Source organism: Lentzea nigeriaca (genome assembly GCF_016907955.1).
GTDB lineage: Bacteria > Actinomycetota > Actinomycetes > Mycobacteriales > Pseudonocardiaceae > Lentzea > Lentzea nigeriaca.
In genome coordinates, this window is sequence record NZ_JAFBCX010000002.1 from 319,847 (window position 1) to 340,768 (window position 20,922).

The following is a 20,922-nucleotide window of genomic DNA, read 5'->3' on the forward strand; positions in this document are numbered from 1 at the left end:
GCCGCGTGGAGCAGCGGGAGATCATGCAGCGGGCGCTCGGCGTCCTGACGCTCACCTACGACGCCGACGAGTCCAACGACTACCTGCGCACGGCCCTCAAGACGTTGCAGGAGGGCGTGTTCAGCTACGAGGTGAAGGTCGACGGCGACCTCGACGAGACCGCCGCGCAGGCCCTGAAGCAGGCGATGGACCAGGTCCTGTCGCAGTTCGGGTGGTTCACCGCGGGACTGCTCTACGCCTTCCGCGGCGTCGCGCAGGCGTACGAGAACGACTGCGAGGACGCCGACGTGAAGGAGATCCTCCGGCAGCTGGCGCTCAGGCTCGCCGACTGACCAGTTCCGCGCGGACGCCGTCGGAGAACGGCGTCCACGCCTCGACCGCCCACGGGCCGAAACGCAGATCCGTCAACGCGACGCAGGCGGCGGAAATGTCCGGGTCGACCCACAGGAACGTGCCGGACTGCCCGAAATGACCGAACGTCCTGGGGGAGAAAGAAAGGCCCGTCCAGTGCGGCGACTTGCCGTCGCGGATTTCGAAGCCGAGACCCCAGTCGTTCGGCTTCTGCATGCCGTAACCGGGCAGAACGCCGTTCAGGCCAGGAAACACGACCGAAGTCGCCTCGCGCACCAGCTCGGGAGAAACCAGCTTCGGCGACAACAACTCGGCGGCGAACAACGCCAGGTCGGCGGCGCTGGACTCGGCGCCGGCGCCGGCCGAACCGACCAATGCCGACGAATTCATCCCCAGAGGCGCGAAAACAGCCTCGTGCAGGTACGTGGCGAACGGCATCTCGCAGGCGTCGCCCACGAACGAGGCCAGCACGTCGAAGCCCGCGTTGGAGTAGATCCGGCGCGTGCCCGGCGCCGCCTGCACCTCGGCCTTGTCGAACGCGTACCCGGCGGTGTGCGAGATCAGGTGCCTCACGGTGGCGCCGGGAGGCCCGGCGGGCTGGTCCCACTCGACCGCGCCCTCCTCGACGGCCACCAGGACCGCGTAGGCCGTCAGCAGCTTCGTCACCGACGCGAGCGGGAACACGCGCTGCTGATCGCCCAACGAGCCCACCACGGTGCCCGAGGAGACCACGGCCACCGCGACGTTCGAGGCGGGCCACGACGCCGCCACTTCCACGCTCTGCATGGGACAGACGTTAACGTCAGGGGGTGACAGTCCGGGAACTGATCGTCCTGGGAACGGCCAGCCAGGTTCCCACGCGCCAGCGCAACCACAACGGCTATCTGCTGAGGTGGGACGGCGAGGGCTTCCTCTTCGACCCCGGCGACGGCTCGCAGCGGCAGCTGCTGCGGTCGGGCGCGGCTGCGAGCGACATCACGCGGATCTGCCTCACCCACTTCCACGGCGACCACTGCCTGGGCGTGCCGGGCATCGTGCAGCGGCTCAGCCTCGACCGGGTCCCGCACACCGTCCACGCCCACTTCCCGCGGTCCGGCGCCCACTTCTTCGAGCGTCTCCGCTACGCCAGCGCCTTCTACGACGCCGCGGACATCAAGGAAGAGCCCGTGGCCGAGGACGGCCTCGTCGCCGAGGGCAGGTTCGGCAGGCTGGAGGCGTACCGGCTCGACCACGGCATCGACAGCTTCGGCTACCGCCTGGTCGAACCAGACGGCCACCGGATGCTCCCGGAGAAGCTCGCGGAGCACGGCATCCAGGGCCCGCAGGTGCGTGCGCTCCAGCAGGACGGCGAGTTCAACGGCGTCAGGCTCGAAGACGTCAGCGAGCCCCGCAAGGGCCAGCGGTTCGCCTTCGTCATGGACACCAGGCTCTGCGACAACGTCTACGAGCTCGCCGATCAGGCCGACCTGCTCGTCATCGAGTCGACCTACCTCGCCCGCGACACGAAGCTCGCCGGCGACCACGGCCACCTGACCGCCCAGCAGGCCGCCCGCGTCGCCAGGGACTGCCGGGTCCGCAAGCTCGTCCTGACGCACTTCTCCCAGCGCTACGAGAACCCGGCCGAGTTCCTCGAGGAGGCGGCGGCGGAGTTCGACGGCGAGATCGTCATCGCGAAGGACCTCGACCGGGTGCCGGTGCCGAAGCGAGCCACTGGTCGCTGACGATCTCGGTGAGCGACGAGTGCGAGGGTTTCCACCCCAGCGCGTGCAGCCGTGACACGTCAGCCTGCTGGAACCGCACCTCGCCGGGATGCGCCGGCCGCCACGTCACGTCCACCGACCGGCCGGAGACCTCCTCCACGGCACCGAGGACGTCCCGGACGGACGCCGGCGTGGCCCCGACGTTGTAGACCGCCGACTCGCCGACCGTGCAGTCCTCCAGCGCCACGACGAACGCGGCCGCGACGTCCCGCACGTTCACGAAGTCGCGCACGGAAGTCCCGTCGCCGTAGACCTCCATCCCCGGCACGGTTCCGGCGGCCGCGGCCACGGCACGGGTGATCACCCGAGTGGTGTCGGTGTCACCTCCTCCAGCGACGTTGAACAGACGCAGCGTGGTCGCCCCGATCCGCCCGGACCGCGCCGCCCACGCCACCAGGTCCTCGGCGGCCGCCTTCGAAGCGGCGTAGGGGGATGAAGGTTCCCGAAGGGATTCCTCGGTCAGCGGAAGATCGGAAGGCCGGTAGACGCCCGCAGTCGACGCGAGCAGGAAAGGCCGTCCCTGCAACGCTTCCAGGAGGTTGAGCGTCCCGCCGACGTTCACCGAGTAGTACGAAAGTGGATCTTCGAACGACTCTCGCACGCGGCTCAGTCCGGCCAGGTGGATGACGGCGTCGGCGTCGATCGACCCGAACGGCTCTAATAGGCGTTGACGGGAGGAAACGGGTTCATGTCCGTGAACCCGCAGCTCACGCACCACGGCACGGCCGACGTACCCAGTGGCACCGGTCACCAGAACTCGCACAAGTTGACCCTAAAGGTCGACCGTGGCTGCGCCGATAACACACGAGTGAGTTACCCCCATCGCGCTGTGCACACAAGCATCGCCGGACTCCTGCACGACGTCGCCGTGCACGAGTTCAAGCGGCAGGAGTTCCTGCGCAACGTGGCTGAGATCGTGGGAGTCGCACCCGCGCCTCAGTCAGCCGAGGTCACCGCTCCGCTTGCCGCGATCAACCCCAGGCGCAGCTTCCTCAACCGCGTTGACCAGGTCCTCAGGGACGCGGCGCGGGCCTGATCCACTTGCCGTGAGGCCCGCACGAGCGGGCCCGTCGCAAGATTCATCCGGCTGTTGCCGGACCGTGCTTCGACACACATACCGGGTGGCTCTACGCTACGCGCTACCCGGCGATCGCCGGTCGCATCCTCCGCTTCTCTCAAAGCGAGTTCTCGGCGATGAATCATGTCCTCGCAGCGCTCAACGAGCGCCTCGGCAAGTTGTTCGGTGACCGGCTGGTGGTCCTGGCCGGTGGCACGCGTCTGGCGAAGCGCGCGCACGAGCTCCATACGCTCGGTGCCCGCCATACGCTCGTGCTCGATACCGACGACCATGCCCCGCTGCATGATTCCGAGATCGCCCGCTGGGTGTCGCTCGGCATCAAGGGCGGCTTCGTCGCGGTCGAGCAGCGCCGGCTGGGCAAGCTGCTGACCAAGCCGAGCGCCGAGGTCAGGGCGATCCTCAAGGACTTCGACGCCAAGCGCGAAGCCGTCGTGATCAGCACGCCCTACAACGAGATCGACACGTTCCAGGGCCGTCCCGTGCTCAACGCGCGCCAGCGCAAGTGGGTCGAGCTCGAGAACAAGACCACCATCGACGCGCTCTGGGACGAGCTGTCCGCTCGCCGTGCGCCCGCGATGGTGTTCGACCTCGACTTCGAACGCCTCTGGGGCGCCTCGGAGATCCTGGACCGCGGCGCGGGCGTCGTCTGGTCGGGTGACGGCCCGGCGATCAACGGCGGCGCGAACTTCGTGCGCCGCGTGCGGTCGTACGAGGAGGCGAAGGACGCGTTCGAGGTCCTCGCCCCCAAGTGCGAGCAGGTGCGCGTGATGCCGTTCCTGGAAGGGATTCCGGTGAGCGTGCACGGCATCGTGTTCCCCGACGGCACCGCGGTCCTGCGTCCGATCGAGATGGTCGTGCCGCGCCGCCAGGGCCAGGCCAAGTTCCTCTACGCGGGCTGCGCGTCGTACTACGACCCGCCCGTGTGGATCCGCGACGAGATGCGCAACCTGGCCCGCCGCGTCGGCGAGCACCTGCGTGAGACCGTCGGCTACCGCGGCACGTTCACGCTCGACGGCATCGCGACCGAGGACGGCTTCCTGCCGACCGAGATCAACACCCGCTACGGCGGCGCGATGGTGTGCTTCGAGGACGCCGTCCCGACCCTGCCGCTCGCCCTCGTCCAGGTCGCCCTGGTCGCGGGCTGGGACCTCGGCATCTCCTCGATGCAGTTCGAGGAGCTCGTCCTGCAGGCGGCGGACAACGTCCGCTCCGGCGCGGTGGGCGCCAACGTGCGCGCGGTGCAGCCGACCCAGGTCGACGAGCGCCGCGTGATCTTCACCGGCTGGGCGTGCCGCCTGGCGCACTCCGACGAGCCCGCGCACGCGACGCTGCGGCTGAGCCCGTCGCCGATCGGCGGACGCCTCGACCTCGACCTGCACCGCGAGAACATGCCCGTCGGCGCCCCGGTGGCCGCGCTGACCGTCGCGGCGTTCGCGCTGGCGGACCAGGAGTGGGGGACGGGCCTCGGTGCCCTGGAGCCCGCGATCGCGGTCGAGGACGAAGCCCAGGTCGAGCAGGAGTTCATCGAAGAGGCCGTGATCGCCTGACCAGGAACTCCCGGATCAGTGCGGCGCACTGATCCGGGTCTTCCAGCCACGGCTCGTGCCCGCCGGGGACCAGTTCCAACCGGCCCTGCGGCATGAGTGCGACGCGCGCCGCGGCAGTTGCCGTGTCGCCGTCCGACTCGCCCAGCACGACCAGCACCTGTGGCTGCACCGTTGCGAGTTCGGCGTCGGAGAGCACGTAGGGCCCGCGGAACATCTCGCGCAGATACCTCGACACGGTCGTCCCGAACGCCCATCGCCGCACGCCGAGGTAGGTCGCCCGGATCAGCTCGGGCGGCATCGCCTCCACGGCAGAGTGCCCGACGGTGCCGGCGAGGATCTTGCGGTAGAAACCGGCGGGCTTCGGCATCGAGAGCAGAACCGGGCCCAGCAGCGGCCGCGCCAGGATCTTCAAGCCAGGCAGCTCGGCTCCGAACGCGACGGCGGGCGTGCCGACCGCCACCAGCGACCGCACCCTGTCCGGCTCGTCGAGCGCGAAGAACAACCCCAGCATCGCGCCTTGCGAGTGTCCGATCACGTGGACCGATCCGAGCCCGAGCTCGTCCAGAACACCCGTGAGAGCGCTGCGGAACCACGTGCGCAGGTTGACGCCGCGGAAGTCGACACCGCCGGACTGCCCGTGCCCTGGCATCTCCAGCATCAGGGCCCGGCAGCCGGGCAGCCGAGCCACCAGCGGCGCCCAGTGCGCGGGCCCCAGGCTGAAGCCGTGCAACAGGAGAACCGGGTCCCCGTCGCCCACCTCCAGCACCCTGAGGCGCACGGAGGAGAGCTGGATCGCCCGGCTTCGTGGTCGTAGCCCGTAGTGCGCGAAGGCTTCGGCTTCCATCGGAGCCACCTCCAATTTCAATAGAGGCGACCTCTACCGAGAGGGGTAACGTAAGGCCGGTGGAGGAACCCGTCAAGGCCGGCCGGGCCTACAACACCTCGCGACGTGCGGAGCAGGCGCGGCAGACGAGGCGCCGCATCGCCGAGGCCGCCCGGAAGCTCTACGTGGAGCGCGGCTACCACGTCGTGACGATGGCTGACATCGCCGCTGAGGCAGGCGTCGCCTACCAGACCGTTTACGCCGTCTTCGGCAACAAGAAGCGCCTGACGCACGAGATCATCTGGACCACGTTCGACTTGGAGAACGTCCACGACCTGCTCGCTGAGCTCGCCGCCACCCCCGATGCGGAGGCGCGGCTGAGGTCGGCGGCGCACATCGCACGAGTGGTGAGCGAACGGCTGGGCCAGCTGCTGCGGTTCCTCCAGGAGTCGGGGGATCCGGACCTGCTGGCGGAGTACCGGGAGGTCGAATCCCGCCGCAGGGAACAGCAACAGCCGTTCTTCGCCGAGGTGCTGTCCGGACAGGAAGAGCTCGACGTGCTCTGGGCGATGACGGGCAGCCACCTCTACCTGCAGCTGGTCGACGGCCAGGGCTGGTCGGCCGACCGGTACGAGCGATGGCTCGGCGACTCTCTCGTGGCTTTGCTGCTGGCCTGACCTACCAGGCGCCCCCGTCGCCGTACGCGGAGGTGAGGGCGAACCGGTAGCCCATCAACGCCGCGGCGACCTCGCGCGGCTGATGCGCCGGACGCACCAGCCCCTCGCCGAGCACCTTCGGCCTGGGCAGGTCGACCCCCAGTAGCTCGGGCGACCGCTTCAGCAGCGCCACGGCGATCTCGGCGGCGCCTGCGAGCATCTCCTCGCCCGGCAGTTCGATCATGTCCTGCATCAGCCCCACGACGAACGAGGGCAGCTTCTCGGGCACCGCGCACGCCAGTGCCACGAGGCACGCCACCCGTTCGGACGCCAGCGCCTCGAAGATCTTCTGCGCGCCCTGGGCGACGGCGTGCCTGGTCTGGGTCAGCCAGTCCGGCGCGGTGCGGGGCAGTTCGCGGCCGAGGGCGTTCCACCGGCGGTGCGTGCGCCGGCCCTCCTCGGTGAACCCCTTGCCCGCCAACGCCATGGCGGCCAGCAGGAAGATCACCCGATCACGTACGTCCGCGGCGACCTTGTACGAGGCTCCGAGCTCAACCAGGAACGGCACGGCGCAGAACGAGGCCTCGGAGACCGTGTCGTCGGTCAGCAGCCGGTCGGCCAAAGAGGAGAGTGCGTCGAGGCGGACGGCGGCGTTGGAGTCCATCAGGGAGCGCAGGAGGCGGGGAACGCGACCGGCGCCACCCCGGCCGTCGTAGACCTCGGCCCAGGAAATCCTGTCGAGTCCGCGCAACGGGTCAGGCCGTTGCCAGGCACGCGGCAGCTCCATAGGGCGGAAAGGTACGGGATGTCAGGGAAGGCTCCTCGGAGCCTCGCCCGTACGATCTCGTGGTGTCCTTCTCGGTGGCCGACATCTTCTCGGGTGCGGGCGGCATGAGCTACGGCTTCCACGCCCACCGCGACTTCCGGGTTGTCGGTGCCGCCGACGCGCAGATCGGCAAGCCGTCCTCGCGCTTGGGTTCATTGCGCTGCAACGACACGTACCGCGCGAACATCGGCGTCGACCCGTTGGAGGTCGACCTCTCGAAGGTGTCGCCCGCGGCGTTACGCGAGGTGTGGGGACTCCAAAGAGGTCAGCTCGACGTCCTGCTGGCGTGTCCGCCGTGCTCGGGTTTCAGCCGCATCACCGCCCAGAACCACATGCGCGACGACCCGCGGAACTCGCTGGTCGGCCGCATCGCCGTCTACGCGCAGGAGCTGCGGCCGAAGGTCGTGCTCGTCGAGAACGCCCGCGAGCTCGTCAAGGGCAAGCAGCGCCACCACTTCGACAGCCTGGCGCAGGAGCTCACCCGGATCGGCTACTCGGTCGCGGGCGGCACGCACATGCTGTCCAAGTTCGGCCTGCCGCAGCTGCGGGAACGAACGCTGATGGTGGCCGTCGACGCGGGGCTGCCGTTGCTCACGATGGACGACCTCTGGGAGGGCAGGGTCATCCGCCCGTCCGCCATCACGGTCCGGCGCGCGATCGGCAAGCTTCCCCCGATCGAGGCCGGCGAGGCGCACCCGGAAGACCCCATTCACGTGTCGCCGACGTTTTCTCAGGACCGCAGCCTGGAAAGAATGCGTGCGATTCCTGCGAACGGCGGATCGTGGGCGGATCTGCTCAGGTCTCCTGAGACCGCGGAGTTGTTGAATCCGGCACAACGCAAGATCGTCGAACAGCAGAACTGGGGTTCTCACCCGGACGTGTACGGCCGGATGTGGTGGGACGAACCGGCGAGGACGATCAAGCGTGAATGCGGTCACGTCGGCAACGGCCGTTATGCCCACCCCGAGCAGCACCGCCTCTGCACAGTCCGGGAGATGGCGTTGCTGCAGGGCTTTCCGCGGCAGTTCAGGTTCGACGTGTCCATTCTCGGCAACGCCTACCGCCACGTCGGCGACGCCGTACCACCGCTGATCGCGTACCAGCTGGCAGGGCTGACGCGGTGGATCCTCACAGGTCGGCGCCCCGAAGCCCGCGAGATGTGCCTGCGCGGCACTTCACTGCGTCCCGGCGACATTCGACCGGTGGAAGTTACCGAAATGGTGGCGTGATCGATGAACCGCGAGTGTCCGCCATCCGTAGCGGTACGCGGCAATCGATAACTGTTCGGCAACGAATCTATCGTCACCTGACAAATCGATTCCATCGTGGACCTATCCACTGTGGACGCCGTGAGTATCTTTTCGCTGGTCACGCAAGGTTTGTAGTGGTCTCCATACCTCACTCCATCGGGTGTAACTCGATCGGATAGTGTCCGCTCGCTTCCTGTCGGTTCAGTGTCGATCTCGATGTGCCGACCGTCCCGACGGGCGAACTGTCTTCCCACCGCGTTCGGGCTAACTTCAGCGAGCAAGGAGACCCATGGCTTCCCGGTTGAGGATCGGCGCGGCGCTGCTCGGCGCCACCGCCGCCCTGTCGTTCTCGGCCCTGCCGGCTCACGCCGACGTCATCGCCACGCCGGACCAGGGCGACCAGCCCAAGGGTGAGTTCGTCGCGCTCAAGGAGGGCCCCCGCCTGCCCTCGCACAAGGAGCGCTACATCGAGACGGAGATCATCCGGCTCCAGATCCAGGGTCAGAAGGACACCAAGGTCTACGCGTACTGCGTGGAGCTGCCGACGGAGCTCTCGAATGGTGACCACCTCCGCGAGGTGGAGTGGGGCAAGCACCCCAACCAGAAGCAGTTCAACGACAACGCGGGCAAGATTCTCTGGATCCTGACGAACTCCTTCCCCAACCTTCCGATGAAGAAGGGTGTGGGCGGGGCCGACATCGAGACCAAGTGGGGCAAGCAGTTCAGCGAGAAGGAGACGATCGCCGCCACCCAGGCCGCGATCTGGCACTTCTCCGATGGTGCTGAGCTGGACATGAACGACAGCCGCAACAGCCAGGACGTCAAGGACCTGTACACAAAGTTCCTCGAGCAGGCCAAGGACGAGGCGCAGCCGAAGCCGACGCTGGAGGTCGACCCGGCCGAGAAGACGGGCAAGTCCGGCGAGAAGATCGGCCCGTTCAAGGTCACGACGACCGCGTCCGAGGTCAAGCTGACCGCAAACCTGCCCGAGGGTGTCACCATCACGGACGCCGCCGGCAACCCGCTCGCCGTGAAGAAGAAGGGCGACAAGGAGCTCGCCGTTCAGGGCACCGGCGAAAAGGTCTCCGAGTTCTTCGTGAACGTCCCGGCCGGTGCGAAGGACGGCGAGGCGTCGTTCCAGCTCTCGGCTGAGGCCACGCTGCAGGTTGGCCGCCTGTTCGTCGCGAAGGACAAGGACTCGGTCGGCGACGACAAGGTCGCCCAGTCCCTCATCGTCGCGCAGCCGTCGAACGCCAAGGTCGAGAAGGAGGGCAAGGCCAACTGGAAGGCCGGCGTCGTGCCGCCCACCTCGACGACCACGACGACCACCACGACCACGACGGAGACCACGACTCCGACCACCTCCACCACTCCGGCCGCTCCGGCGCCGGGTGGCAGCACCGACGACCTGGCTTCGACCGGTGCGTCGATCCTGTGGCCGCTCCTCGGCGGTCTCGCGCTCGTCGGCGCCGGTGTCGGTGCGCTGTTCGTGGTGCGCCGCAAGAAGGCCGGTGCTGCTGAGTAATCAGCACCCCCAGACGAACGCCCCCAGGGTCCGCGCCGGTCCTGGGGGCGTTTGCCGTTCCGCACGCGGGGCCCTCGCGTACTCCAGGAGAGTACGAAAGCTCCCCGCGTACTGTTACCGGCGGGTAATGCCCGCCACGCTGATGTCTCCGTCAGCGATGGCGACGTCTCGTTGCGAGGACGCGCCGGAGAAGATCGCCCGTGCGGGATCGCGGAAGTTCTCCACGATCTCGACGCGCTGCACCGGCTTCGCCGTGGGGATCACGGTTTCCGGTGTCCACGAGCAGCCGAACCGCACAAGGTAGGTGTTCACGTTCGGCTTTCCGTCCTCAGTGGCGTACACGCGCCAGGTGAACGGGTCGACCGGTTCCATCTCACGGGTCCGCAGGCCCCGTGCGACCTCCTTGGTCTCCCACGCGCGACCGTTCCAGGTGGACAGGTAGTTGTGCAGCGGCCCGTCGGCGGGGTCACCCATGAACCACAGCAGGAACGGCTTGCCCAGCGTCGTGCCGACGAGCTGGATGTAGTCGGGCGACTTCACGTTGTTCGGCAGCGTCAGCGGGGTCTCCGCGACCTTCAGGTGCTGCTCCTGGTCGGCGTCGTCGATCTGGGTGCCCAGATCTGTGCCCGCGGCCGAGTAGAAGTGCAGGTTCCGCGGGTCGAACCACGTGTAGTAGAGGTTGCGGTGGTACCGGTCGTGCAGATGTCCTTCCGGGCCACCACCCGCGAGCGTGTACACGATCCGCACGCGGCCGTTGTCCTCCTGCCGCAGCTGACCGATGTAGATCTCGTTCATGTTGTCGGCGCGGGAGGTCGAGCCGATCGCGAACCGGTCACCGGTCAGTTCCGTGGAGGTCTTCCACGTCCTGCCGTTGTCCTTCGACACCACGTAGAGCATCGGTCGCGTGTCCGTGGGTGTCGTGTGGTCGAGGTCGCGGGTCGTCTCGCGGTAGAAGACGTAGATCGTGCCGTCGCGCGTCACGAACGGCATTGGGTAGGTCGCCGCGTTCTTCGAGATCAGCGTCTCTTCCCAGACCCCGTCCGCCGAGTTGGGCTGTGGCGAACGGGACATGCGCAGCTCGACGTTGTGCATGCCGCGGAAGATCAGCAGATGCCCGTCCTTGGCCTGAACCATGGTCGGGTAGTTGTGCGAGTCCTTGTCCCCGTCCGCGACCCGGTTGGGCGCGGACCAGGTGGCCTTGCGGTGGTCGTACGTCTGGACGTAGCTGTCCTCGTACTGACCGGCCCACGAGATGAAGGTCTTCCCGACTTCGCGGTCGTACACCCCGCCCGCGACCGGGCGCCGGTCGCTGCGGGCCGCGACGTTCGTGGCCGTGGTCGTCACCGCGAACTTCGCCTTCCCCAGCACATCGGCCGTGGCGTGGGCCGAAGGGACTGCGACGAGCGGCAACAGCAGTACAGCGGACATAACTCCACGCAGGAGCCGTGTCATGTGGCTTGTCCTCCTGGTTCTGGCCGCGACGGCGGCCGACCAGGCGGCGGCGGGGCCATCATCGTTGCCGCCCAGCCGACTTGTCCAGGCGGAGTTGGCGTCATCGCGGCTATCAACACGTGGGGTCGTCTCGGGTACCCTGCGTCAGAAGCGGAGGAGCACCACATGAACTTCGACGAGATCAAGAACAAGGCCATGGACCTCGCCGAGCAGCACCACGAGCAGGTCGACAAGGGCGTGGACGCGGCGGCTGATTTCGTCGCAGGCAAGTTCGGTCACGAAGAGCAGGTCGACTCGGTCGCCGAGAAGATCAAAGACTTCCTTCCGGGTGGAGAGTGAACTCCTTCAACGCCACTGACGCAGGGCGGGTGACCTCGAACGGGGAGACCCGCTCTCCTTCTGCCCGCAGGCCAGAGATGATCACCTGGCAGGGCCTCCACGAGCCACGCCTCGAACAGGTGCGGCTGCTGCTGTCGAGCGACCAGCGCCTGCGCGCCTCGGGCCGCATGGTGGCCGCGGGCCCCGACGAGCAGTTCAACGCCTCCTTCGAGGTCTCCGTCGGCGACAGCGGCCAGGTCACCCGCCTGCTGCTGCGCACAGCGACGGTGCTCGAGGAGCGCCACTGCTCCCTGTCGAGGACCGAGGACGGCGCCTGGCTCGTCGACCACGGCCAGGGCGCCAAACGCGAGACGTTCAACGACGCGCTCGACGTCGACGTCCAGTTCGCGGTCCTGTTCAACACCATCCCGATCAGGCGCCTCAACCTGCATCGCGAGGAAGGCGAGTTCGACCTTCCCGTCGTGTGGGTGTCGCTGCCCGACCTGTCGGTGAAGGTCGTGACGCAGACCTACAAGACGGTCTCGGTGGGCGACGAGGAGTCGGTGGTGCGGTTCCGCAGCGGTGGGTTCGAGCAGGACATCAAGGTCGACCAGAACGGCCTCGTCGTCGACTACCCGTTGATCTCGAAGCGGATTTAGAACCCGTCCAAGAAGTGCTTCCTTCGTGGCGAGTCGCATCCAAACGATGGAGGAGAACGGCTCGAGGGTCCTAGCTTCCCGTCCATGCCGAAACGGACTTCGAGCGTGGTCGGCCGCTCGTTCGGTGATGGTGTTCGCGATGCCATCCCACGCGCGGGCCTCACCCAGCGCAGGCTCGCCGAACTGCTCGGCTGGGAAAAGGCCAAGGTCTCCGACCTGGTGAAGGGCAAGGGCGGGGTCACCGAGGTCGAGCTGGCCATGTTGCTCGGCCTCCGCGGCGTCGGACCGGACGAGGCGCGTCGCCTGCTCGCGTTGTACCGAGAAACCCTGCGAAAGGGCTACCTCGAACTCGACGCCGACGGCGTGCCCAATCAGCTGCGCACCTTGATCGAGCGGGAGCGCCACAGCGGCACTTCGAGTGACTGCGTAGAGGTCGGGTATGGCGTCGGCATCCGGGACAGCAAGGCGCCGACCACGCACCTGCCCGTGTCGGACAAGGCGTGGTCGGCGTTCCTGACCGAGGTCAAAGCATCTCGCTGAGCACCTCCGGGTCGATGATGATCGGCGCGGGCCGGTAAGCCGGCGGCTCCACCCCCATGAGCGAGCGCACCAGGAAGTCCCAGCAGCGCGTCCGCACGTAGGCCAGCTTGTCGATGTACAGGTGCTCGGCCCCCGGCACGATGAGCAGCTCGAAGTCCTTGCCCGCCGCGATCAGGGCGTCGGCCAGCCGCAGTGAGTGGTCCGGGTGCGCCGTGTCGTCCAGTTCGCCGTGCACCAGCAGCAGCTTGCCCTCCAACCGGTCCGCGATCTCGGTGTTGGACGCGCGCTCCCATGCCGACGGGTTGTCCGCGCCGTCGCACGACTCCGCCCAGCCCAGCCCGATGCATCGGGCGTCGTGCGAGCCGGACAGCGCCACACCGGCCTTGAACGTCTCGGGGAAGGCCAGCATCGCCCGTCCCGCCGCGAACCCGCCGCCGGAGTGGCCCATCACGCCCACGCGGTCGAGATCCATCCACGGGCGTGTCTCGGCCAGCTGGTGCAGCGCCGCGACGTGGTCCTCCAGGCTGCCCGCGTCGGCCAACCGGCCGTAGGACACGTCGAGGAAAGCCTTGCTACGGCCCGGAGTGCCGCGGCCGTCCAGCGCGACCACCACGAAGCCGAGTGCTGCCAAGGGTTCCGCGTCCAGGCCCATGCCGCCGGGGTCGAAGCACGGGTCGACGCGCGTGACCTGCGGGCCGGGATAAACGTTGTCCACCACGGCATAGCTGCCGGACGGATCGAACCCGCGTGGCTTGTACAGCACGCCGTAGATGTCAGTGGAACCGTCGGCTGCCTTGACGCAGAAATGTTCTGGCGCGGTCCAACCGGTCTCGATGAGCCGCGTGATGTCGGCGCGTTCCAGCGAGACCAGCACGCGGCCGGTCCAGTCGCGGACCGTCGTCACCGGCGGACTGTCCACAGTGGACGCCGAGTCGACGAAGTACGCCTTGTTCTCCGACACCGTGACGACGTGGTCCAGCGTGTCGTCGGTGACCAGGGCGAAACCGGTGCCGTCCAACGAAACGCGGCAGACCGTGCGGCGGTACGGGTCCTCCTCGACCAAACCCGAGGCGGTGAAGTACACGGCCCGGGAGGCCTCGTCGACGTGCAGGATCTCGCGCACCAGCCACTGGCCGGAGGTGACCTGACCCAGCAACGCACCGGTGTGGAGGTCGTAGCGGTAGAGGTGGCCCCAGCCGTCGCGCTGCGAGAACCACAGCACCTCGCCGGCCAGCACGCGGACGACCGGGGCGCCGTACATCCACTGGTTGGGGCTCATGCGGGTGGTTCCGGTCTCGCTCAGCACCACGCGGACCTCGCCGGTGCGGGCGTCCATCCGGTTCAGGGTCAGCGTGTGCTGGTCGCGCGTCCTGCTGATGAAGTACACGGCCGAGCTGTCCTCTGCCCACCACGCCCAGCCGAGCATGATCGGGGAGAACTCCGGCATGAGCAGTGGTGGCGTCTGGGCGCGGACCATCGTGCCTTCCGCGATGTCAAAGACGACCAGCTCCGCCAACGGCATGTGCTCGTCGCCGGGGTAGGCGTAGCGCTGGGTGTGCAGCACCGGGGCGCCGCCGTCGGCCGGCCTGGACTCCAGCAGGTGGGTCTGCCGGGTGTCGCGCTGGTCGGTCCGGTGCGCCAGCACCTTCGTGGAGTCGGGCGACCAGGCGAGCGCGGGCGGCATGTGCGGCAGGCCGAACTTGCGCATCAGCGTGCCGTAGCTGCCGGAGTCCGGGCCGTAGCCGTAGCCGTGGTTCTCCGAGCCGTCGGTGGTCAGCGCCCACTCGCGTTCACCGGAGCGGGCCCACAGGTCTTCTCCTCGCCGGGAGACGGCGAACTTGCCGTCGGGGGACGACACCTCCAGCGGGTTGCCGGGGGCGGGGAGGAACGGGGTGGGGTCGAAACCCGGCTGGCGGGTGCCCGTCGCCGGGTCGACCAGGACGAACTGACGGTCGGCGCCGTCGCGGACCTGGTACCAGAAGCGGGCACCACCGTCGATCCACTGTGGACGGACCTTGTCGCCGACGACCAGCTCGCCGGGCGCGGCCGAGCGGCGGAGGAGCTTCTCTGCTGCCTGGTAGTTCTCGGTGGTGCTCAACGTTTTCTCCCCAGTGTTCGAAAGTGGTCAGAGGCTGCGGGCGGTGATGTCGCCGTACGAGGTGGTGGCGCGGATGGTCAGGTCGGCGGTGCCGTTGTTCTTCAGCGAGTTCTGGATGCGGCCGTAGGAGGTGCCGGCGTCCAGCGAGGCCGAGAGACCGGCGGCGACGCCGATGGTGATGTCGCCCTTCTGCGTGCTGATCTCCGCGGAACCGGAGAGGCTGCCGACGGTGACGTCACCGGCCTGGGTGCTCACCCGCAGGCCCGCGGCCTCGTCGATCTTGATGTCGCTCTGCGCCGCCTCGAAGGCGACGTCGCCGAGCCGGCCGACGCCGCGGAACTCGGCCGCGGCCGCCCTGGCCTCGACGCGGGACCCGGCGGGCAGCTGGACGGTGACCTCGACGGCACCGGAGGCGCCGAGGATCTGGTTCTTGACCTTGCCCTTGATCCGCAGGACACCATCGGCGAACTCGACCTCGGTCTGCTCGGCGGCCTTCACGTCGCGGCTCTTCGAGGCGTCCGACGGGCGGACGTCGATGGTTGTGTCGTCGCGGTCGGCGGCGATGAACTGGACGAGACCCGCCGGGATGTCGAGGACGGTGGTGATCGGGGCGGGGGTGGCGAACTTCTGCATCTCTGGCTCCTGTAGCTCGTTGTTTCTGATGAGCGAAAAGCTACGTTGCGTTCATAGATACCGACAACAAGCTTGTTGCATCAGATATGCGTATATGCAGGTCATAGGCTATAAATTGTTGCAATGAGATGTAGATCTAATGCAACGATCACCCGCATTGCGTTGCAATGAAGTGAAGGTGAACGCTATGGTCGCGCCATGCCAGGAGGTCGACTCACCCAGCAGGAACGCCGCCAGATCGCGATCGGCCTGGCCGACGGCCTCGCCTACGCCGAGATCGCGAGGAACCTGGACCGCCCCACCTCGACGATCACGCGCGAGGTGATGCGCAACGGCGGTCCGGCCGGCTACAAGGCCGACCTCGCCCACCTGGCCACCGAACGCAGGGCCCAGCGCCGCAAGCAGGCCGTGCCCCGAGGCCGCCAGGCGCCAGAACGGGCCGACGGTCGCGACCCCGAGGCGGTGCGCGAGTTCGAGGAGACGTTCGCCTGCATCTTCATCGCCCAGGGCCTGCCGAAGATGACGGCGAGGGCGCTCGCCAGCCTCTACGCCACCGACACCGGCAGCCTCACCGCGTCAGAACTGGTGGGCCACCTGCAGGTCAGCCCGGCGTCCGTCTCGAAGGCGATGGCGTACCTGGAAAGTCAGGGCCTGATCGGCAGGGTGCAGGAGGGCCGCCGCGAGCGTTACGTCGTCGACGAGGGCGACATCTGGTACCAGTCGATGATCGCCAGCGCCACTGGCACCAGCAAGCTCGCCGAGGCGGCACGCGAGGGCGTGAGCGTCCTCGGGTCCGGCACCCCGGCTGCCACGCGCCTGGAGAACATCGCGCGGTTCCTCGACTTCGTCAGCGAAAGCATCGTGAGGGCTGCCGAGCAGGCCCGCGACATCCTGCACCCGAAGGACTAGACGCGGACCGCGACCGCGACACCCTGCCCGACACCCACGCAGGCGGCCGCGATCCCAACACCGCCACCTCGCGCCCGCAGATGCCGCGCCACATCGATGATCACGCGCGGCATCGAGGCACCGAGCGGATGCCCGTACGCGATGGCCCCGCCGTGCACGTTGACCTTCTCGCGGTCGATCTCCGGCAGGTGGTGCAGCACCGACAACGCCATGGCGGCGAACGCCTCGTTGATCTCCCACAGGTCGATCTGGTGAGCATCGAGGTGCAGCCGCTTCATCAACTTCCGGATCGCCGACACCGGCGCGATCGTGAACCGGTGCGGCTCCTCGCCGGTCGTCGCGCTGCCCAGCACCTCCGCCAGCGGCTCGACGCCCAGCTCCGCCGCAATGGCCTCGGTGCCCATCAACGCGGCCAAAGCGCCGTCGTTCAACGGAGATGCGTTGCCTGCGGTCACCGAGCCGTTCTCCGAGAAGGCGGGCTTCAGCTTGGCGAGCTTGTCGATGCTCGTGTCGGCGCGGACGTTCTCGTCGCGACGCACCGCGGTGCCGTCCGGCAGCTGCACGGCGAATGCGAAGCCCTCGTGCACACCCGCATCCCACGCAGCAGCGGCGCGGCGGTGTGACCTCAAAGCGAAGTTGTCCATTTCGGAACGTGTGATGCCCAGTTCGTGGGCGACGTTCTCGGCGGCCAGCCCCAACGGCACGGTGTAGTGCTTGGGCATCCGCGGGTTGACCAGCCGCCAGCCGAGGGCCGTCGACACGGTCTCCATGCGGTCCGGGAAAGCCTTGTCCGGCCGTGCCGTCACGAACGGCGCCCGCGACATGCCCTCCACGCCGCCCGCGACGATCAGGTCGGCGTCGCCGGCGATGAGTGCCCGCGCGGCCTGGATGATCGACTCGCCACCGGAGGCGCACAGGCGGTTCAGCGTCGCGCCCGGCACCGAGACCGGCAGGCCCGCCAGCAGGGCGGCCATGCGCGCGACGTTGCGGTTGTCCTCGCCGGCGCCGTTCGCGTCGCCGAGCAGCACGTCGTCGATGCGCGCGAGGTCGAGGCCGGGGTAGCGGCGCAGCAGGTCGACGATCGGCAGCGCCGCGAGGTCGTCCACCCGGATGCCGGAGAGACCTCCCCGGTACCTGCCGAACGGAGTGCGGGCTGCGTCGAGGATCAGTGCGCGGGCCATATGTCCATCTTGCGGCAATCAGGGCTTCAACAAGAAGGGAACGTAACCCGTTTCGGGGTGCACGTCTGGATCGGTGCTGAAGGCTTTGACCTCGACCGCGTGCGCGCCCTCCGCGAGCGAGCCGGTGTTCAGTGAAATCCGCCACCGGCCCGCGGCGCCCGGTCCGTCGGCCGTGGTGGGAATGGTCGCGACGTGGTTGCCGTCGAGCCGCACCTCGAACCCGGCGAGGCCCGCGACGGCCGAGTCGAGGGCGTTGACGCGGACCTCGATGACCACGCGTCCCCTGGTGAACGCGGCGCCGTTCTCGATGGGCTGGCCGCTCGCGTCGAGGATCTCGGGAACGGGGTCGGCGAGCACCGGTTTCGACTCGACGAGCGGTGTGCCCGGCTGGCGCTGCGGAGCGCTCTTGGGGCCGGTGAGCTCGACGTCGGTGTGCGTGACCTGGATGCGTTCCCAGGTGACCAGCTGGACGTTGAGGTTCTCGGTGAAGGCCTCTTTGGGCAGGTCCGCGATGGCCGGGTACTCCGCGCCCGGTTTCCACTGCGTTCCGGGGACGGCCGGCCGCAGCGGAACCTCGACGCCGTTGATCTTCACCGCGGTCACCGGGTCGCTTTCGCGCGACGGGATCAACGCGATGCGCAGCTGACCCGAGGTGACGTCCGGGATCGGCAACGCGCTGCTGGTCGGGCCGTCGACGCGCACCTGCGGCGTCGGGACGGCGGGTGGCGCGTCGGCCTTGGCGGTCCGGTAGCCGATGAGGTCGACGCCGGCACGGATCCGGTCGCCCGCGAGCGCAGCGACACCGACCAGCGCTGTCGCCTCGCGCCACTCCGGCACGAACGGGCTGGTGGCGACGACTTCACCGTCACGGGTGACGTGCGTCCCGGTCTTGGTCAGCACGATCTCCCAGCGCACGGTCACGCCCGGCAGCGCGGGCGGGATGGCCTTGGCCGTCGTGCCGTTCGGGACGAGATCGACGACGGAGTTGCCGGCGACGTCGGTGGAGACGGTCGCGCGGATGGCGTTCGGCAGGACCGGGTCGCCCTGGACGCTGACCGGGCCGGGCACGAGGTCGAGCAGCAACTTGCCGCCGGTGCCGGGGGCGTCGGTCTCGATCACCAGGCGGCTGTCGTCGTCAGTGCGGACGAACGGCGTGCGCGACCTCAGCGTGACCGCGCGCGTGCCACAGCTGCTGCTGATGACCAGCCGGTCGTGGTCCTCGGCGTCTCCTGACGTCGCGCGGGCGCAGTCGGTGCGCTTGGCGAGGCGCCAGCGTTGCAGGTCGGGCTCGTCCGCCTGGTCGAAGCGGTCGACGAACGTGTAGGGGGCGCTGTCCGCGCGGGGTGTCGCCTTCGTGGTCGCGGGCTGGGAGCGCTGGCCGAACGAGTCGACCGCGCGGATCTCGATCTGCTGCTCGCGCTCGTTCTCCAGACCGTTGAGCTGCGTACCGGGCCTGGTGACGAGCTTGGTCCTGTCGCCCCACCGCACCTCGTAGCCGGGGGCGTCGCCTGACCAGGTCAGCTGGATCTTGTGGTGGCCGCCGCGCGCGACGACGTTCGTGGGTGTGCCGGGACGCCCTTGTGGGGCCGGCACGAGCACCTGCTCCGCCTCGTACGGCTTGAGCTTCGTCGGCGGCGGGGGAGCCGTGGGCAAGGTCGAGTTGCCCCCGTTGGTGTCGCGCAACAAGATCACGCCCACCACCAACGCGAGCCCTGCGACAGCGAAGGCGACCCGCTTCATGCGGTCACGCTAAGGCGTTGTGCCCAGCTCGAACACGGTTTCGGTGGTAACGGGTTCGGAATGGTCCGCCGGAAGGACGCTCAGCTTGAGCCGAGCGTGCGACCCCGGCGTCAACTTCTTCGTGTCGAGCCAGAACTCGTGCCTGCCGGGGACACCGGGACCCTGCTCGTCGGTGGGCAGCGCGACTATCCGCCTGCCGTCGAGTTCGAGCTCGATGCCGCGGTGCCCGATGGCGTTGATCTCGGCCGTGACGAGGACGCGGCCGTGGTGCGGGATCGGCTGCGGGGGCTTGGTGCCGTCCTCGTGCATGACGTGCAACCGCGGCCCGCCGGTCTTGATACCGCCTGGTCGGTCCGCGAGCTTCGGCAGGGCGCCGGGACGGCTCTCCGGCTTGCGGATGATCACGAGCTGGGCGGGGTCGGCGGCCGCGATCTTCCTGACGCCCGCGGCCACCTCGGTGATCTTGACCTGGTTGCCGGGCTCGAGCGTGACGATCTTGGCCGCGGCCGCGTCCTGCGGGACCTCGGCGTCCTGGGCGAGCGAGAGGACCTCGGTCGGCAGGACGCGTTCCGGCACGCCACCGACGCCGAACGCGTCGAGGAAGCCGCCGCCGTCGATCCGGATCCTGGGGTGGACCAGCGGTTCCTTGACGGCCACCGGCTCGTAGGCGACCACGACACCGTCCCGCAGTGCCAGCACGGCGTCGGGCAGCACCCGCATCTCCCACCGGTGCCGCACGCCCGCCACGAGCCCGGTCAGCGGCGCGTCGCCGAGCTGCACCTGCTTGCCGGTGCGGGGCAGCTCGGGGTCCGCGACGATCCGCGTGCCCTGCGTCGTGACGTCGAGACTGACCGCGCCGCGCGGCTGGTTGTCGGTCTCCCTGAGGTAGTGCCACGGGTCGGGCAGCAGCGTGAGCCGCACGTGACTCGACTCCACGGCTCCGGCGACGCTGATGATCGCCCTGCCGATGGCGCCGTCGCTCGCCGGCACTCCGAACCGGATGGGCGTGTTCGACTGGAACGCGGCCATCGGGCAGTCGACGTCGACGCGCTTGCTGGGCCCGAACGGCCTGAGGCCCAGGCACTCGTGCTCGGCCTCGACGCGCCACTTCCGCGGGTCGAGCGACTCCGGTCCGTCGAACCTGTCCACCTGCCCGACGAGCTGGTCGTCCCACTTGTCGTCGTAGAGGTCCTTGGGCGTCGCGGAGATCCTGAGCGGCTCAGACCGCTTGCCCGTCGCGTTGACCGCGCGGATGTCGACCTCGACCCGCTGCTCCGGGTTCAGCCCCGCGATCTCGACCTCGGGACCGGGAACGAGCTGCTCGTTGCCGTTCCAGCGCACCTCGTAGGCCGACGCCGAGCCGTTCCACGCGATCTGCAGCGCGTCGGCGTCCAGCGCCTGCGCCCTCGGATTGGCGGGTTTCGTGGGCTCCTGTTGCTGCACGACCTCGACGCCGGCGTCGATCTCGCGCTTCAGCGTGCCCGGCCCGTCGCCCGCGCGGAGGGCCACGACGGCGGCGATGACGAGCGCGAGGCCACCGAGCCCACCGGCGAGCGTCCGTCGATCCACCCGGCGA

Annotated in this window: 21 protein-coding genes; 11 read left to right on the forward strand and 10 right to left on the reverse strand. The window is 68.7% G+C overall.

All coding sequences use genetic code 11. The annotated features are described in order from the left end of the window. Positions 1 to 5 precede the first annotated feature (5 nt). Entirely contained in the window at positions 6 to 332 is a 327-nt protein-coding gene (locus JOD27_RS07840; RefSeq protein WP_204761452.1) for a hypothetical protein, read from the forward strand. Here the strand turns inward: JOD27_RS07840 and JOD27_RS07845 are convergent. Further along, a complete protein-coding gene (locus JOD27_RS07845; protein ID WP_204761453.1) occupies positions 316 to 1,137 on the reverse strand; it encodes a serine hydrolase domain-containing protein in 822 nt (273 codons plus the stop codon). The genes JOD27_RS07840 and JOD27_RS07845 overlap by 17 nt on opposite strands. A 23-nt stretch (positions 1,138 to 1,160) precedes the next feature. Between JOD27_RS07845 and JOD27_RS07850 the strand changes: the two genes are divergently transcribed. Next, a complete protein-coding gene (locus JOD27_RS07850) occupies positions 1,161 to 2,072 on the forward strand; it encodes a ribonuclease Z (protein WP_204761454.1) in 912 nt (303 codons plus the stop codon). Here JOD27_RS07850 and JOD27_RS07855 read toward each other — a convergent pair. Beyond that, entirely contained in the window at positions 2,017 to 2,874 is an 858-nt protein-coding gene (locus JOD27_RS07855; RefSeq protein ID WP_204761455.1) for an NAD-dependent epimerase/dehydratase family protein, read from the reverse strand. The genes JOD27_RS07850 and JOD27_RS07855 overlap by 56 nt on opposite strands. A 66-nt stretch (positions 2,875 to 2,940) precedes the next feature. On the opposite strand from JOD27_RS07855, the gene JOD27_RS07860 reads away from it, so the two are divergent. After that, positions 2,941 to 3,147 carry a hypothetical protein gene (locus JOD27_RS07860; protein ID WP_204761456.1) on the forward strand — a complete coding sequence of 69 codons (207 nt, stop codon included), beginning with the start codon at positions 2,941 to 2,943 and terminating at the stop codon, positions 3,145 to 3,147. A gap of 158 nt (positions 3,148 to 3,305) precedes the next feature. Next, positions 3,306 to 4,736: an ATP-grasp domain-containing protein gene (locus JOD27_RS07865; RefSeq protein WP_204761457.1), complete on the forward strand. Its 1,431-nt coding sequence runs from the start codon at positions 3,306 to 3,308 to the stop codon at positions 4,734 to 4,736. On the opposite strand, the gene JOD27_RS07870 is transcribed toward JOD27_RS07865, so the two are convergent. Continuing rightward, positions 4,711 to 5,580, reverse strand: a complete 870-nt coding sequence (locus JOD27_RS07870) for an alpha/beta fold hydrolase (protein WP_204761458.1) — start codon at positions 5,578 to 5,580, stop codon at positions 4,711 to 4,713. The genes JOD27_RS07865 and JOD27_RS07870 overlap by 26 nt on opposite strands. A gap of 59 nt (positions 5,581 to 5,639) precedes the next feature. On the opposite strand from JOD27_RS07870, the gene JOD27_RS07875 reads away from it, so the two are divergent. Next, positions 5,640 to 6,236, forward strand: coding sequence for a TetR/AcrR family transcriptional regulator (locus JOD27_RS07875; protein ID WP_204761459.1), 597 nt, complete (start codon positions 5,640 to 5,642; stop codon positions 6,234 to 6,236). 1 nt (position 6,237) lies between these two features. On the opposite strand, the gene JOD27_RS07880 is transcribed toward JOD27_RS07875, so the two are convergent. Beyond that, the gene (locus tag JOD27_RS07880; RefSeq protein WP_204761460.1) at positions 6,238 to 7,002 is read right to left on the reverse strand and encodes a hypothetical protein; all 765 of its coding nucleotides are present in this window, start codon (positions 7,000 to 7,002) and stop codon (positions 6,238 to 6,240) included. A 62-nt stretch (positions 7,003 to 7,064) separates the two neighbouring features. Here JOD27_RS07880 and JOD27_RS07885 point away from each other — a divergent pair, with 62 nt between their 5' ends. Further along, positions 7,065 to 8,270, forward strand: a complete 1,206-nt coding sequence (locus JOD27_RS07885) for a DNA cytosine methyltransferase (protein WP_307829989.1) — start codon at positions 7,065 to 7,067, stop codon at positions 8,268 to 8,270. A gap of 310 nt (positions 8,271 to 8,580) precedes the next feature. Further along, positions 8,581 to 9,816, forward strand: a complete 1,236-nt coding sequence (locus tag JOD27_RS07890; protein WP_204761462.1) for a thioester domain-containing protein — start codon at positions 8,581 to 8,583, stop codon at positions 9,814 to 9,816. Between the two features lie 114 nt (positions 9,817 to 9,930). Here JOD27_RS07890 and JOD27_RS07895 read toward each other — a convergent pair whose 3' ends face one another. Then, positions 9,931 to 11,244: a BNR-4 repeat-containing protein gene (locus JOD27_RS07895; protein ID WP_239566651.1), complete on the reverse strand. Its 1,314-nt coding sequence runs from the start codon at positions 11,242 to 11,244 to the stop codon at positions 9,931 to 9,933. A gap of 189 nt (positions 11,245 to 11,433) precedes the next feature. On the opposite strand from JOD27_RS07895, the gene JOD27_RS07900 reads away from it, so the two are divergent. From JOD27_RS07900 to JOD27_RS07910, 3 genes are all read left to right on the forward strand, one after another. Next, positions 11,434 to 11,607: an antitoxin gene (locus tag JOD27_RS07900; RefSeq protein WP_204761464.1), complete on the forward strand. Its 174-nt coding sequence runs from the start codon at positions 11,434 to 11,436 to the stop codon at positions 11,605 to 11,607. 77 nt (positions 11,608 to 11,684) lie between these two features. Beyond that, the gene (locus tag JOD27_RS07905) at positions 11,685 to 12,245 is read left to right on the forward strand and encodes a putative glycolipid-binding domain-containing protein (protein ID WP_239566652.1); all 561 of its coding nucleotides are present in this window, start codon (positions 11,685 to 11,687) and stop codon (positions 12,243 to 12,245) included. An 84-nt stretch (positions 12,246 to 12,329) separates the two neighbouring features. Next, on the forward strand, positions 12,330 to 12,785 hold the full coding sequence (locus tag JOD27_RS07910) for a DUF397 domain-containing protein (RefSeq protein WP_204761466.1): 456 nt from the start codon (positions 12,330 to 12,332) through the stop codon (positions 12,783 to 12,785). Here JOD27_RS07910 and JOD27_RS07915 read toward each other — a convergent pair. Continuing rightward, positions 12,769 to 14,883 carry a S9 family peptidase gene (locus JOD27_RS07915; protein WP_204761467.1) on the reverse strand — a complete coding sequence of 705 codons (2,115 nt, stop codon included), beginning with the start codon at positions 14,881 to 14,883 and terminating at the stop codon, positions 12,769 to 12,771. The two genes, JOD27_RS07910 and JOD27_RS07915, sit on opposite strands and share 17 nt — an antisense overlap. Positions 14,884 to 14,910: 27 nt before the next feature. Next, positions 14,911 to 15,516, reverse strand: a complete 606-nt coding sequence (locus tag JOD27_RS07920; RefSeq protein ID WP_204761468.1) for a DUF4097 family beta strand repeat-containing protein — start codon at positions 15,514 to 15,516, stop codon at positions 14,911 to 14,913. A 198-nt stretch (positions 15,517 to 15,714) separates the two neighbouring features. On the opposite strand from JOD27_RS07920, the gene JOD27_RS07925 reads away from it, so the two are divergent. Continuing rightward, the gene (locus tag JOD27_RS07925) at positions 15,715 to 16,425 is read left to right on the forward strand and encodes a GbsR/MarR family transcriptional regulator (RefSeq protein WP_204761469.1); all 711 of its coding nucleotides are present in this window, start codon (positions 15,715 to 15,717) and stop codon (positions 16,423 to 16,425) included. Here the strand turns inward: JOD27_RS07925 and JOD27_RS07930 are convergent. Genes JOD27_RS07930 through JOD27_RS07940 form a run of 3 tightly spaced genes read right to left on the reverse strand, consistent with a single transcriptional unit; the run spans position 16,422 to position 20,915 of the window. Further along, the gene (locus tag JOD27_RS07930; RefSeq protein ID WP_204761470.1) at positions 16,422 to 17,606 is read right to left on the reverse strand and encodes a thiolase family protein; all 1,185 of its coding nucleotides are present in this window, start codon (positions 17,604 to 17,606) and stop codon (positions 16,422 to 16,424) included. The genes JOD27_RS07925 and JOD27_RS07930 overlap by 4 nt on opposite strands. An 18-nt stretch (positions 17,607 to 17,624) precedes the next feature. Next, positions 17,625 to 19,346 (reverse strand): hypothetical protein, encoded by a 1,722-nt coding sequence (locus JOD27_RS07935; protein WP_204761471.1) that lies wholly within the window; start codon positions 19,344 to 19,346, stop codon positions 17,625 to 17,627. 9 nt (positions 19,347 to 19,355) lie between these two features. Continuing rightward, a complete protein-coding gene (locus tag JOD27_RS07940; RefSeq protein ID WP_204761472.1) occupies positions 19,356 to 20,915 on the reverse strand; it encodes a fibronectin type III domain-containing protein in 1,560 nt (519 codons plus the stop codon). Between the last annotated feature and the right edge of the window lie 7 nt (positions 20,916 to 20,922).

Excerpts from the sequence above, each read along its gene's own strand:
- JOD27_RS07845 (WP_204761453.1), bottom strand. The coding sequence starts at position 1,137 with ATGCAGAGCGTGGAAGTGGCGGCGTCGTGGCCCGCCTCGAACGTCGCG.
- JOD27_RS07865 (WP_204761457.1), top strand. The coding sequence starts at position 3,306 with ATGAATCATGTCCTCGCAGCGCTCAACGAGCGCCTCGGCAAGTTGTTC.
- JOD27_RS07870 (WP_204761458.1), bottom strand. The coding sequence starts at position 5,580 with ATGGAAGCCGAAGCCTTCGCGCACTACGGGCTACGACCACGAAGCCGG.
- JOD27_RS07880 (WP_204761460.1), bottom strand. The coding sequence starts at position 7,002 with ATGGAGCTGCCGCGTGCCTGGCAACGGCCTGACCCGTTGCGCGGACTC.
- JOD27_RS07890 (WP_204761462.1), top strand. The coding sequence starts at position 8,581 with ATGGCTTCCCGGTTGAGGATCGGCGCGGCGCTGCTCGGCGCCACCGCC.
- JOD27_RS07895 (WP_239566651.1), bottom strand. The coding sequence starts at position 11,244 with ATGTCCGCTGTACTGCTGTTGCCGCTCGTCGCAGTCCCTTCGGCCCAC.
- JOD27_RS07900 (WP_204761464.1), top strand. The coding sequence starts at position 11,434 with ATGAACTTCGACGAGATCAAGAACAAGGCCATGGACCTCGCCGAGCAG.
- JOD27_RS07905 (WP_239566652.1), top strand. The coding sequence starts at position 11,685 with ATGATCACCTGGCAGGGCCTCCACGAGCCACGCCTCGAACAGGTGCGG.
- JOD27_RS07910 (WP_204761466.1), top strand. The coding sequence starts at position 12,330 with ATGCCGAAACGGACTTCGAGCGTGGTCGGCCGCTCGTTCGGTGATGGT.
- JOD27_RS07920 (WP_204761468.1), bottom strand. The coding sequence starts at position 15,516 with ATGCAGAAGTTCGCCACCCCCGCCCCGATCACCACCGTCCTCGACATC.
- JOD27_RS07925 (WP_204761469.1), top strand. The coding sequence starts at position 15,715 with ATGCCAGGAGGTCGACTCACCCAGCAGGAACGCCGCCAGATCGCGATC.
- JOD27_RS07930 (WP_204761470.1), bottom strand. The coding sequence starts at position 17,606 with ATGGCCCGCGCACTGATCCTCGACGCAGCCCGCACTCCGTTCGGCAGG.
- JOD27_RS07935 (WP_204761471.1), bottom strand. The coding sequence starts at position 19,346 with ATGAAGCGGGTCGCCTTCGCTGTCGCAGGGCTCGCGTTGGTGGTGGGC.